10 protein-coding genes and 1 pseudogene are annotated in these 12572 nt (G+C 64.3%); 8 read left to right on the forward strand and 3 right to left on the reverse strand.

Features of this window, described 5'->3' with window-relative positions; all coding sequences use genetic code 11:
• The 3 genes and pseudogenes from HMH01_RS16850 to HMH01_RS16860 all read left to right on the forward strand — a co-directional run.
• Positions 1–1240 (forward strand): annotated as a pseudogene (locus tag HMH01_RS16850) (hypothetical protein); the annotation flags it as partial.
• 393 nt (positions 1241–1633) lie between these two features.
• Positions 1634–2497 (forward strand): transporter substrate-binding domain-containing protein, encoded by an 864-nt coding sequence (locus tag HMH01_RS16855; RefSeq protein WP_171326971.1) that lies wholly within the window; start codon positions 1634–1636, stop codon positions 2495–2497.
• 707 nt (positions 2498–3204) lie between these two features.
• A complete protein-coding gene (locus tag HMH01_RS16860; RefSeq protein ID WP_171326972.1) occupies positions 3205–4344 on the forward strand; it encodes an HPP family protein in 1140 nt (379 codons plus the stop codon).
• 225 nt (positions 4345–4569) lie between these two features.
• Here HMH01_RS16860 and HMH01_RS16865 read toward each other — a convergent pair whose 3' ends face one another.
• From HMH01_RS16865 to HMH01_RS16875, 3 genes are all read right to left on the reverse strand, one after another.
• Complete coding sequence (locus HMH01_RS16865; protein ID WP_171326973.1) at positions 4570–6558, reverse strand: hypothetical protein; 1989 nt, start codon at positions 6556–6558, stop codon at positions 4570–4572.
• 105 nt (positions 6559–6663) lie between these two features.
• Complete coding sequence (locus HMH01_RS16870) at positions 6664–7890, reverse strand: ATP-grasp domain-containing protein (RefSeq protein WP_171326974.1); 1227 nt, start codon at positions 7888–7890, stop codon at positions 6664–6666.
• Positions 7891–8043: 153 nt separating this feature from the next.
• Positions 8044–8274, reverse strand: coding sequence for a hypothetical protein (locus HMH01_RS16875; protein ID WP_171326975.1), 231 nt, complete (start codon positions 8272–8274; stop codon positions 8044–8046).
• A 133-nt stretch (positions 8275–8407) separates the two neighbouring features.
• On the opposite strand from HMH01_RS16875, the gene HMH01_RS16880 reads away from it, so the two are divergent.
• The 5 genes from HMH01_RS16880 (at position 8408) to HMH01_RS16900 (ending at position 12404) form a co-directional block, all read left to right on the forward strand.
• A complete protein-coding gene (locus HMH01_RS16880; RefSeq protein WP_171326976.1) occupies positions 8408–9181 on the forward strand; it encodes a hypothetical protein in 774 nt (257 codons plus the stop codon).
• Positions 9182–9420: 239 nt separating this feature from the next.
• Positions 9421–10014, forward strand: a complete 594-nt coding sequence (locus HMH01_RS16885) for a hypothetical protein (RefSeq protein WP_171326977.1) — start codon at positions 9421–9423, stop codon at positions 10012–10014.
• Between the two features lie 53 nt (positions 10015–10067).
• Positions 10068–11336 carry a hypothetical protein gene (locus tag HMH01_RS16890; protein ID WP_171326978.1) on the forward strand — a complete coding sequence of 423 codons (1269 nt, stop codon included), beginning with the start codon at positions 10068–10070 and terminating at the stop codon, positions 11334–11336.
• A gap of 73 nt (positions 11337–11409) precedes the next feature.
• Entirely contained in the window at positions 11410–11904 is a 495-nt protein-coding gene (locus tag HMH01_RS16895; RefSeq protein ID WP_171326979.1) for a hypothetical protein, read from the forward strand.
• Positions 11904–12404, forward strand: coding sequence for an OmpA family protein (locus tag HMH01_RS16900; RefSeq protein ID WP_171326980.1), 501 nt, complete (start codon positions 11904–11906; stop codon positions 12402–12404). Before HMH01_RS16895 ends, HMH01_RS16900 begins: the two co-directional genes overlap by 1 nt.
• Positions 12405–12572 lie beyond the last annotated feature (168 nt).

A 12572-nucleotide genomic window follows, 5' to 3' on the forward strand; every position in this document is an offset into this window, starting at 1 on the left:
AATCGAGTTCACACCCAACGGGGATGACGAGTACGTCCTGACAACCGATGTCTCGGATCTTCAGGTCAAGGCGGCCGATGGCGTCGATACCGCAGAGATCACCTTGACGGTTTTCCGCAACGGCGAGCGGGTTACGACCGGCGGGCTCGTGTTCTGGGCTGCCACCAGCATGGGAACCCTCCGGCAAGGTTCGCCCGGGGCCGAGGCACCGATGCGCGACAACAATGACGGGTCGTATACCGCGCTTCTGACGTCAACTTCCGCGGGACTGGCCACCATCGTGGTCAGCAGGGACGACGTTGGCGGAGAGGTCATCGGCCAGACACAGGTGACTTTCGGCATGGCCGCCACGGACGATCTTGTCGAGGAGACGCAGGATCAGATTGCGACCTTCATGCTGGCCAGGACGAATAACCTGGTCTCCAACCAGCCGGACATCGCCCGGTTCCTGATCGACAACGATTGCGGGAACTTCAGCGCCCAGGCGACGGAAGACAGCGGTTCGTTGAATGGATGCTTCTCGCAGAACAATGTCTGGACCGAGATCAGCAGTTCCTGGTCGGACGGCGAGGCGTACACCCTGTTCACGGTCGGGGCGCACAGGTTCGTCAGCCCCAACATGCTCGTCGGCGCCATGCTCCAGGTGGACAGTGCCGAATCCGGCAGTGCGGACGTTTCCGGCACCGGCTGGATGGCCGGGCCCTACTTCGTGGCCAAGACACCCGAGCAGCCGCTGTATTTCGAGGGGCGCGTCCTGTACGGGCAGACCAGCAACCAGATATCTCCGCTGGGGTTCTATACCGACGACTTCGAGACGGACCGCTGGCTGGTCCAGCTCGGGGTCACGGGACAGTACAGCGTTCGGGACATTTCCCTGCTGCCCGCGGTGAAGTTCACCTATGCCGAGGATCGTCAGCAGACCTATACGGACAGCCTGGACAACGTGATCCCCGGCCAGACCGTAAGCCTCATGCAGCTGAACGCGGGCATGGACTTCGGTATCCCGCTGCCGTCGCAGTCGGGCAGCCTGGAGCTGGTTGCCGGGGTATCGGGCATCTACTCCGCCACGGACGGGGCCGCCCGCGAACCCGCGTTCGAGAACCTTCGGGGCCGTACCCATCTGAACGTCATCTACGGCACCGCAGCGGGAACGAACCTGAGGGTCGGTGCGCATTACGACGGGCTCGGGTCGGACTTCGAAAGCTATGGGGCAAGTCTAAACCTTGAAGTGAAGTTCTGACACCCGGTCGCCGCCGGGCCGGGGGTGCCCCGCAACGGTCCTCTCAGCCAGCGGCGGCCGACGCCCATCTGCCGAAGGCGCAATCTCGGCGCGCCTTCGGGATCCGGCCGCCGCGAAGGGCAGGGCCGGCTCATGTCACGCGCGCCGCTGTTCATGCGCGCCCCCTTCGCGACAAGGATACGGCATGCGGCATCCAGGATCGGCTGGCGCGTGTTTTCCCGTCAGGTCGGCGGTGCCGGTTCTGCGGATGTAGTTGAAAGGGTCAGGCCCGGTTCATCGCTGGTGTGGTTCATTTGGTCGCGAATACCGTCGCGCACGGTCATCGTGGTAGACTTGCAGTTGCAACAATACCATGCTGCACGGGCGAATTAAGATACCGAAGGAGAGCGTGGGATGTATATTCTGAATGCTGGTTCCGTTTGTTCTTTTATCGTTCTTGCAGCAACTGCCGCGATCGGCCAGGAGCAGGCAGCCGACAAGGTCCGGATCGGGTTCCGCACCGATGCGGCGGCCTTTTCGGCGAAGGTGGGCGACACCCATGTGGGGTACACCGCCGATCTGTGCAGACGGCTTGCGCCCGTGCTGGCGCGCGGCATCGTCGGGGATCCTGAAGCCTATACCTTCGTGGATGTCGAGACGTCCGACCGTTTCGATGCGATCCGGGACGGCGAGGTCGACCTGCTTTGCGGGGTGACGACCATCACCCGCGAGCGGCGCGGCTTCATGAACTTCACGATACCTGTGTTCGAGGATGGCGTGACCGTCGCCGTGTCGAGCGATGCGCCCGAGGAACTGCTGGCCCTTACCGAGGAAGATGTGACGCATGACGACATGATCGAGCGGATCGCCGGAAGCGGGTGGACGGTCGGTGTCCTTGGCGGAACCACCACCGCCGCCTTCATGGAGAACATCCTTCTGGCGGACCTGCCCGCAGAAAGGGTCATCCGCTTCGACAGCCACCCGGAGGCGTTTGCCGCGCTGGAAGAGGGCACGCTCGATGCCTACTTCGTGTCCCGTGGCGTCGCGAAGGGCCATGCCGAGACCTCGGGCCGGAAAGTCGTCCTGAGACGGGATCCGCTGACCTACGAGCCGATCGCCATAGGGGTCGCGCGGGAGCATCAGGATCTGCTGCTGCTCGCGGATGTCACCCTCAGCGACTGGATCTTCGCGGGATCGCTGGAGGAGATCCACGAGCGCCATTTCGGAGAGATGGGGGACGATACGCGCGAGTTCCTTTACAAGGCGGCGCTGCAATGAGTTGAGCGTGCCGGGCAGGGGGCCTGCCAAGGCCAGGCGCCTCGACCCTGTTGCGGCGCCGGCGCGGCGCGGTCATGCCCGGTTTCCAGATGTCGGCGCGGCCCAGCCGCCGGTGACGCCTCGTATTGCGGATGTGCAACGCGGCCCGAAGGACCGGCGTGTATGGCAGGTCTGTGCCCCGATGCGAGGGCCGCGCCGGCATCAGCCGGCCCGGGCAGGCAGGTGCCTGCAAAAAAGAACGACTGTCCCGCCGCGCACCCGAGCCATGGATCAGTGGTCGCGCAGAGCCGTCGCGCCGTGGATTGGCGTTCTTCCTTCGCAGCCGGGGCGCGACGGGCATCCGGCCCCGGGCGATGGCCGCACCCGCGCCCGGGGCTTGTGAATGCGCCTCTTCTCGGGCATCGAGCGGTCGGAACGGCGCCCGGCGTCCCGCCTTGGGGGCCGCATGCGCATGGACCACGGCGTCACCAGCCGGTCCCCGGACAAGGAGCGAGGCACAGTGGCAGCGGCGATCTTCATGGCTCCGCCCGGGTCGTCGCAGCATCTTTCTGCGCCGGTGTAACGGGATGCGGGGTTTTCGGGAAAGCGGGCCGGAACCGGCCGTGGCCGAACACGGCCCGCGCGCGCGGCCGGGCAAGCCAGGGTTCCCCCGGGCGCCACGGATGCGTATTCGGGCGCGGCGCGTGCTTCGTGCGCTTGGCCCCGCGATGCCACGGCCAAACTGGCGCGAGGCGCTGCGTTCCGGGCTTGGGGCTGGGCTGGCGCTGGGGCTGTGCGGGGCCATCCTGGTTCTGCTGGAGGCATGGCATGGAGAGGCGGCGCGTTTCCTGCTGATCGCGCCCCTCGGGGCGACCGCGTTCCTTGTGTTCGCCGTGCCCAATTCCCCGCTCGCGCAGCCATGGTCCGCCATCGTCGGGAACGCCGCGTCGGCCCTTGTCGCCATCGGCGTCACGGGCCTTGGCCTTGCCCCGGAACTGTCTGCCGGTCTTGCCGTTCTCGCAGCCATGCTGACCATGGCGGTGCTGCGCGCGATGCATCCGCCGGGGGCCGCGGTCGCGCTTGCCACGGTGCTGTCGACGCCTGTGGGGGCCACGCATGGGCTTGGCTTCGTGCTTTCGCCGGTCATGCTGGACACGGCGCTTCTGGTCACGGTCGCGGTGCTCTACAACCGGGTGACGGGGCGGAAGTATCCGTTCCGCCAGCCGGCAGGGGCCGATCGGCGCGCGACGATGCGGGATGCGAACACACGCCGCCTCGGGCTTTCGAGCGAGGATCTTGCAGCCGTGCTCGAGCGGTTCAACCTGAGCGCCAATATCGGCGCCGAGGATTTCGCGCGGATCCTTGCCGCCGCCGAGGCCGAGGCGGCGCGCCGCCATTTCAAGGGGCTGACCTGCGGCGAAGTCATGTCGGGCGATGTGGTAAGCGTCACGCCCGATACCCGGGCCCGGCGGGTGGCGGACCTGTTCCGCAAGCACCGGTTCAAGACGCTTCCGGTCGTCGACACCGACGGCACGCTGCGCGGCATCATCACCCAGAACGACCTGATCCAGCGTGCCCGTCTTGACGCGACCCGCAGCGGCAGGGGCTTTGCCGCGGCAATGACGGGCCTTCTGGCCGCAGGAGGCGACGGACGCCTGTGCGCGCGGGACATCATGACGACAGAGCTTTGCACGGTGCGACCGACCGACGGGATCGGCGTGCTTGTCCAGCTGCTGGCGGACGGGCGGGTGCAGGCGGCCCCCGTTGTCGAGGGATCGCGCCTTGCGGGCATCATGACGCGGTCGGACCTGCTTGCGGTCCTCGCCCGGCAGACGATCCTTGCAGGTGGTCTGCGGACGGCCGCCTGAGTTCGGGATCTGCGTGGCGTTCGCGGAAAGGAGCCGGGCGTGATCCACCGGCCCGGTATCGGACACGGTTGGCCAACCCGGCCGCGGCCAGGCGGGTTTCTTCTGGCCAGTGGCGTCACGGCCACCCGGACCGGGCGGCGGGTCTGACTGCCGTGGCGATCGAGCACACGCGGGATCATGCTGATCTTCGCGTGGCCAAAGCCGACCGCCCGCATGGGCGCGGGCCTATGCCTCCAGGCGGTCGCGCGCCCAGCTCCGGATGGCCATGTCGCGGATCGCGTCAATCTCTGCATCGTCCACCGGCACGGCCAGTGACGTGCGCAGCCCATCGTCATGGAAGATATAAAGCCGCGAGGCGAATTGGGCGAAGGGCAGGGAGCCTTCTCCCAGTCGCTCGCCCTTGCCATGTGTCGATACGACGATGCCCAGGCCCCAATCCTGTCCGCTGTCGTTGTTGGGGTTGAAGAAATAGACCCGCATCTCGCCCTTCTGATCCAGGGCCACGCGGACAATGGTGATCGCATGCCAGCCGACAAAGACGCCGTTGCTGTTTGTCACGGCGATGCCGGCAGGCTGCGGATGGATGACCGGCTCGTTCCCGTTGTGCAGAGGATGATAGGCAAGGTGGAAGTCGCGAATGAAGCGGTCGTAATCGCGCAGCTTGCCCGTGGCTATGTCGACTGCGATGTGAAACTCGCGTCCAACCCACCAGCCATGCAGTTCCGGGTTGATCCAGCGATGGGGGTCCTCGGGGCGGCCAGCCACGCGGCGGCCCATCTCGGCATAGATCCGGTCCAGATGCGGCACCAGCAGCACCGACACGGGGTCAGCATCGAGCGGGGTATTCTGGGCGAGCCCCGCGGGAAGCAGACTGGAATCGAGCGCGTCGCCCTCGAAATAAATGACGATCCGGTCATTCGAGGTCGCCTGCGCAAGCAGCCAGAGCAGATAGTCGGGATCGTTGAGCGCCCAGATCGACAGCGCCCGCGCGGACTGGCAGGTGGGATTGTTGCCTTGCCCCACGCCCAGCGGCAGCCCCAGCAGGCAGACCACACCGGCCACGAGTCGCTGATGCGGGCTGACGCCTTCGCCAAAGGCCATGGTCAGCGCCGCTTCACAGGCCGGCGTCAGGCTGCTTCCCAGCAGCCGCCAGAGCGACGGCGCAATGGGCGGGGAATACATGATCCCACGCTCCAGCATCAGCGACAGGCACAGCACTCCCTGCGCCGTGCCCGGATGCAGCGCGACCTCGATCAGGCGATGCACCAGCGGCTGGTAACAGCGCAGTGCATCCAGCCCGGTGCTGCTCAGCCCCAGCGCGACAGGCAGCAGATGCGTCTGTCCGCTATCAAGGATGAAGTGCAGGAGCGCCGTGTGGTAATCGGAAACCAGCCCGGTATCGTGCATCGCGCGCGCCATGCCCGTCGCTTCGGCCTGAAGCGTGCCCGAGTCCGACGCCGCCAGCCGCGCGCGATAGGCGGCAAGCCCCGGATCATCCCGGCACAGCTGGCTGGGGCCGAAAAGCGCGCTGATCAGACGGTCCGCGCCGCTGCGTGCATCGCTCACGCCAAGCCCGCTGCCTTCCTGGTTCATGGCGACTGCTATCTGCAGGATCATCGATTTGACATGATCCACTTGCAGCGGGCGCTGGCGCAGGATGCGCCAGACCTCGTCGACCAGCTGTGTCAGGATCCCGCCCGTGCCCACGGTTGCAAGCAGCCGTTGCAGAAGGGCATCGACGGCCGGTGCAAGTTCCGTGGCCTGCACGCGCGCCGCCTCGGTCGTGGTGCCGATGATCCGGTCCAGGTTCAGCGCAAGCACCTGCGTCAGGAACTGTCTTGCCGTCTCGCGCTGGAGCGCCGGGGTCGCATGTTCGCCCTTCAGCACGGCCTGGAAACGCAACAGGCTCAGGCATTCCAGAACGACCGTGCGGCTGTCGGTCGATCTGAGCGTGTTTCCCACCATGCTCGGCACAAGCCCCGCGGGCATGGCCCAGTCCGTCCCGGCAAACACGCCGGCATCGTCCAGCTTCGCCGCGCGCTGTTCCAGCTCTGCCAGCCCGCCCGGCAGTTTCAGGACGCGGCACGCGGCATCCAGCACGCGGCCCTGGTAGCTGATCTTGCCCGCGCTGGAGGCATTGGCAAGCTGCGCCAGCATCCGGTCGAAATTCCGCGCGAGCGCGGGCAGGGGGTCGTGGTCGGACGTCATGGTCATCTTGGTTCATGCCTCGGCAGCGTCAGTCGATTTGTCGTCACTGACCGATGGCAATGCAAGCAAGGGATGCCACGGGCGTGCGCGCAAGAGCGGCGGAAAAGCTTGCTAGACGTAGAAATCAAGCTCTTCCTGCGCCTTCAGAAGATCGCGCAGGCGGTGCGGATCCTCGCCGAAGAAATAGACCAGCCCCCAATGCGTGCCGAAAGCCGTGCGCTTGGTCACCTTCGTTTCCATCGGCGGGGCGAGTTCGTGAAACTCGAAATAGGGGTCGTTCTCGGTGTCGCTGGGAAGGCTCAGTTCGCTCACCACCCTGCGGCGCGGATAGACCCCGAAACAGCCCGCATGGCCCAACGCATCCTCGACCGGGTTGGGGAAAAAGGCGTCCAGCTCTTCTTGCGTCGCCTTGGGGTCAAACGCCAGTACCAGCCCCTGATAGGCGTTGAAGCCGTAGGCGCGTTCCATCAACTCGAACGCGTTGAAGCCCGGCGGGCGATAGGCCACTTCGCCGAAATACATCGTGCCGTCGTTTGTCACGAAATATTCCGGGTGAATGAAACCGAAGTCGATGTCGAAGACCTCGATCAGGTTTTCGATCTGTTCGGTGATCTTGTCGCGGTATTTTTCCAGCTCGGGCGTCGCTGGCACGAAGACAGAATAGCCCAGCGTGACGTATTCCGAGATGTTCAGGAACTGGATCTTGCGATCCTTGATCCACGCCTCGACGGCGAATTCCCAACCGTCCAGATGCGACTCCAGCAGGGCGGGAAATTCCTCGTCCGCAATCGCGGCCACATCGTCGGGCGAGCGGATGACCCGGTGGCCAAGACAGCCGGCCTTGTCGAATGCCTTGAAATGGATCGGGTCGTTGGGGTCGCCATCAAGCTTCAGCAGCGTCTGGTTCACGCGCTTGAGAAACCGGATCACATCGGACTGATCCATCGCTTCCTCGAAAATGCCGACGCGGATACCGCCCAGCTGTGCGCGTCTCTTCATCAGAGACTTGTCCCGGAACAGCATCGACTGACCCAGCAAGCGGGGGTTGTCCATCAGCACGGAATTGATCGCGCCGGCCCATTCCACCGTTTCCTCGAACAACGGGATGGCGACGTCGATCCCCATTTCCTTCAGGTTCGACGCGAGTTCGAAGGACCGGTCGTTCAGACGTTCGAAATCCCAGCTGAGGAAGGGGATGTCATGCTTCCTGGCGTAGTCCTCGGCCCATTTTGGCGCGACAATCAGGTAGCGACGGTCGAATTTCTCGAGCGCGTCAATACACCTTAGACTCCATCCAAGAATAGCAACATAACCTTTGCTCGGATCCTTCGAAGTCATATTTTCTCCTTATTATGCAGTACGTTCGGTCTGTTTCAAAACAGGACCGAAATTTTTGAATTTCTCGACACTCTTTTTTCGCGGAATGCGCGGTATAAGCAATTTCGGCTGATTATGCAAATTCGGGCCGCCAGCGCGTGGCGATGCGGCGGGTCAGCGCGCCTGGGCGGGATCCCTGCGGTCCTCGTCCACGATCCCGTTCTCGGCCAGGAACGGCTTGAACGCGCGCTGATGGATGGTCGCGCGGCTCTCGATGAGACCGGCGCCATTGGGGAAGACAAGGTTCCGCCGCCTGCGCGGGAAGGCGCCCTTCCAGTCGCGCGGTTCCTTTGCGATGCCGGGGCCATCGGGATGATCCGCTTGCGCGTTCGGCTCATCCGGCATGCTCGACCGATGCAGGAAGTTCGACGGCTTTTCGGGATGCGCGCGGCAGTCCCCCCGGTGCGCGGACAAGACTTGAATTGACGGAATTGCCGGCAAGTGGGACCCTGGGGTAGACAGGTACGGGGGTCCGCCGATGTGGCGCTTTGCTGCAACGTTCCTGATGATGGTCGCGCTGAGCCTGCCGGCGCAGGCCGCCCCGGCCGGCTTCGGGGATCACGTTTTCAACGGGCGTGATCCCGAACATGCGCGGGGCATCACCACTTTCCATGTCCGCGCCGGAGATTGCAGCGCCATAGACTACGGCGACGGCCGCGGCGAGTCGGACTGCTTCAACGGCAATCTTCGCTCCAGGATCGGCTATGATCGCTATGCAAGGCTCGGCGACTCGGTCCAGTACGCCTTCGAGATCCTGGTGCCCGCAGGGCTGAAATACGGAGGCGGGCCCAATCGCCGCAGCCTTCTGGAAGTGGCCGAATGGCAGCGGATCAACACCATCAAGAACCACATCCACACCATGCATCTGGATGCGCGCCGGGGCCTGACCTTTGACGACGTGGTGTGCATCCCGCCGGCCGGGCTGGGCGGATGGAACAGCATAAGGGTTCAGGTCCGGTGGTCGATGAACGACGACGGGGTGATCCGCGTGGTGTGCAACGACCGTGTCGTGCTGGCCCGTACCGGCCGCACGGCGATCCCGCCGGATTGCGGCCAGCAGGGCGTGTACCAGTGCGTGCCCGCTTTGCAGGAACCGAACAAGCCGATCCAGTTCCAGCTTGGCATCCTCTTCCGCGGTTACGGCGAGCGGGGTCGGCTGGACGGCCTGCGGCCCGAGGGGCGGACCGCGCCGACCGAAGGCTTCACGGTCCAGATGCGCAACATCTCGGTGAAACCGATCCGTTTCAGGTAGCTAAATTCCCGGGGCGGCTGGCCCGTGTTTGGGGCAAGCGGCCAGGCATCCCGACCGATATGGCCCGGCGCATCAGGGTTGCCGCTTAGAATGTTGCTTTTACACAATAATTAAACATCCCGGCCATATTTTCGCCCGTAGCTCCGCTAAACATCAATCCGGTGAGAAGGTTGCATCGCGCTGCCTTGGTGCTGTGCCGACCGGCTGCACGGTTGTTGTTGGATTGTGGGGTAAGCGTCATGAGATTCCTGGCTCTATGCGTCCTGGTGGCCCTGTACCCGCTGGAGGGCATGGGGCAGGATGCCGGATCATCCGGAAGCGGCGTGAGCGCGGATCTCAATAACCAGACGCAGGCGGCGGCGAACGGCGTATTCGGCGATGTGAACACCGGAGCCGATTTTTCCAACAACAGTCGCATCGCATCGGCGCCAGGGCTCACTTCGTTCGGGGCGGGGCCATGCGCCGGTTCCGGGGCCAGCGGCAGCGCGGGCTTTCCCGGCGCCGTGGCGCTGGGGTTCGGGCGGTCGTCGCTGGACGATTCATGCACGCGTCGTGCCTGGGTGCAGGCGATCCTCGCATCATCGCAACAGATACCGGAGATGCGGAGCGATCTTCAGCGTCTTGCAGTGGGCGTCATGCTTTCAGACCCGATCGTCGGCGAAGTGGCGAAGGATATTGGAGTGTTTGTCGATACCGGAGAGCCGCATCGTGCCGGCGAACCGGGTGTCGGCACGAAGGCACAGGGGGGGTGTGTCGTAGTTCTTCCCAAGCAGGCTCCGGCGCTCATGGCGGAGGTGCTCAAGGGAAGAGGCTGTGTCGCAAGGCACATGTGAAGTCGGCTGCGTCTAGCAAAAGGGCAGCCCAAAAAAACAAGGAAACAGAAAACATGCGGAACACACTGCTAATCTCGTCTGCCATCGCCCTGTGCATGGCAATTCCCGCTGCTGCCGATGTCGGCACCATCGACGCCGGCGCCTCCTATGGTGCAGGGTTCAGCGGCGTCGGCACATCCTATTCCGGTTTCAGCTCGACCGCCGGGGCGGATAACGGGTTCGTCGGATCTTCGAGCGTGGACGTCGACCAGAATTTCACCGTGAATCTCGAACAGTTCAGCTACCAGAGCAGTTTCGATGCTGGGAGCGGGGCCAACGACGAGCGTTACGGTGGTTCCGAACTCGACATCGACTACTCGAACCTCACCGTCGGCTCGTCCTCGGCGGTCGGTGTCGGTACGGCCGGCGCGGGGAACACCGCAGAGACGTCGGCCGAGTTCGAGGCTTCGTCGGGCTGGTCTCGCGAAGCTGATTGGATCGACACGGATTCGGGCCAAACCCTGTCCATCGACCAGAACGTGTCGCACGGAACCGCTGGCGCGATGTCTTTCTCTGAAAACTCGTCGGCCATGGTCCTGGGCAAGGGCGACGGCTTCGTCGGCTCCAGCGCCTTCGCCTCTGACCGGTCCCTCGATCTCGATGCTGATGTCGATAGCGGGTCCGATCTCTATGCAAACCTAGGTCAATTCGACAACCACGCGGATGTCGAGGACATGGATATCACCTACACCGACCGTAGTAGCGCGGATGCCGCCACGGTCGGCTTCGGCTCCAGCGAGAGCCTTACCTCTCTGAGCGAGGGGACCGCGATGGTTGCAGGCGGCAGCAGCGCGGGTCTGGGCTGGTCGGCGGCCGGCAGCGAACTTACCGGGACGGGCGCTTTCGGCGCGGATGCCGCCGCTTCGGTCAACGGTTCGTTTGCGTCCTTTACCGGGGCAGGGACCACAGGCGGCAACGAAGACTTCGTCGGCTCGTCCTCTGCACAGAACAGCCTGTTTGCCGACGCCACTGTCGACGAGATCGAAGCCATATCCGCAGATGGCGGTCTGGTTGAGGCTCGCGAACAGGAGGCGGGCGTCGACGTCGTCGTGAGCTCGAACTACTTCGGCGATGCCTTTGCCGATTCCTCGTCTGTTGGTGTCGGTTCCGCCTTTGGCGCATCGGAAGGCGCCGGCTTCTTCGGCGGCGAGGTCGACGTCAACGCCACCTTCTCATCCGATTGCGCCAGCGGTGCGAATGTCTCGCAGTGCCAGAACCTTCAGAATGGTGGCTTCGGCGATACCCACATCGACACCGGGTTCTTCGGCAGCACGATCTTCTGATCCACCCGCGTTCAAGCGACAAGGGCCAGCCGGAGTTTCCGGCTGGCTTCCTCACAGTCGAAGAGTAGAGAACATGAATAGGTTAGTATTGACGGGGGCGGCGCTTCTGGCAGTCGCCGCGTGCAGTCCCGAAGAAGAATGCAAGGTGGAACAGGGCGTGCCGATGGTCCAGCTGAAGGATGGCAGCTGGATCGAGGATGAATACAGCGCCGTGCCCCAGCCTTGTCCTTATGTGCTGATAACTCCTGCACCAATCCCGGCGAACGGCACCGGACAGCCTCCTCGCCACAGTGCGCCCGCACCGGATCCCGAGCCCGGCCTCGATCCGCAAGTCGGGCACCAGACCGAGGGAAATGGCACGACCGCCGAGAGGACAGCGGGCGGAGAGCAGGTTGCGGCAACCAACGACCGCAACTCGACCGCGGGCGAGGGTGATCCCGATGTCGACGGGAATGGACAGGTCGACCGCACTTCGGCCTACTCGAGCGACGACACGAGGACGGCAACCGCTCGCAACGGAGTTTCCGCCTCTCGCGGCGACCTGGGCGGCTCGGCCACGAGCGAATGATGACGGGGGCGATTGTCAGTAGCCGACCGTTTCGGCTTGGTGTTGCGGCGGTCATGCTTTCCTTGCTGGGATTGGCGGCATGCGCTCCCCGGCAGGAGGCGACCCAGTCTGGCGGTGTGCGCCTGGCTCCTGCCGAAGTCGCGCCATCTGGCCATATCGTGTTCTTCGACAGCGGCAGCTCGAACATCCTCGACCCGAACGTGCCTGTTCTAGCGGACCTGGCACTGACCCTGGAAAAGCACCCGACGGCCCGTGTGACCATATGGGGTCATGCGGACCGTGACGAGTTGGCTGCCGGACTGGAGAACGTCGACGAAGAGAGAGCGCAGGCAGTCCTTGCGTTTCTCTTGCGGCGCGGCATTGCGCGTGAGCGCCTCGTTCAGGTGTCCGGGGTTGGAAACAGCCGAAGCTTCGCGATCGGCCAGGGCGCGGACAGTTCCCTGATCGACCGGCGCGTCGACGTGCATGTGGTCTATGACCAAGGCCTGCGGGGGGAATGAGCGCAGGGAAAACGATGAGCCACCCGCGGAGTTGTGCGCGCGGAATTCTCTCTTCCGCCGGTCTTCTGCCCACGGGTTCGGACAGGCAGGTGCGTTTCACCTCAGGTTGTAAAGCATGGAAAACGCAGCAAAAGAATGACAAGGCAGTTGCCAGCCACAGTCAAAATC

The sequence above is a fragment of the Halovulum dunhuangense genome (assembly GCF_013093415.1).
GTDB classification, from domain to species: domain Bacteria; phylum Pseudomonadota; class Alphaproteobacteria; order Rhodobacterales; family Rhodobacteraceae; genus Halovulum; species Halovulum dunhuangense.

Coding starts and splice junctions, on each gene's coding strand:
- HMH01_RS16855 (WP_171326971.1), top strand. CDS start 1,634: ATGTATATTCTGAATGCTGGTTCCGTTTGTTCTTTTATCGTTCTTGCA.
- HMH01_RS16860 (WP_171326972.1), top strand. CDS start 3,205: ATGCCACGGCCAAACTGGCGCGAGGCGCTGCGTTCCGGGCTTGGGGCT.
- HMH01_RS16865 (WP_171326973.1), bottom strand. CDS start 6,558: ATGACCATGACGTCCGACCACGACCCCCTGCCCGCGCTCGCGCGGAAT.
- HMH01_RS16870 (WP_171326974.1), bottom strand. CDS start 7,890: ATGACTTCGAAGGATCCGAGCAAAGGTTATGTTGCTATTCTTGGATGG.
- HMH01_RS16875 (WP_171326975.1), bottom strand. CDS start 8,274: ATGCCGGATGAGCCGAACGCGCAAGCGGATCATCCCGATGGCCCCGGC.
- HMH01_RS16880 (WP_171326976.1), top strand. CDS start 8,408: ATGTGGCGCTTTGCTGCAACGTTCCTGATGATGGTCGCGCTGAGCCTG.
- HMH01_RS16885 (WP_171326977.1), top strand. CDS start 9,421: ATGAGATTCCTGGCTCTATGCGTCCTGGTGGCCCTGTACCCGCTGGAG.
- HMH01_RS16890 (WP_171326978.1), top strand. CDS start 10,068: ATGCGGAACACACTGCTAATCTCGTCTGCCATCGCCCTGTGCATGGCA.
- HMH01_RS16895 (WP_171326979.1), top strand. CDS start 11,410: ATGAATAGGTTAGTATTGACGGGGGCGGCGCTTCTGGCAGTCGCCGCG.
- HMH01_RS16900 (WP_171326980.1), top strand. CDS start 11,904: ATGACGGGGGCGATTGTCAGTAGCCGACCGTTTCGGCTTGGTGTTGCG.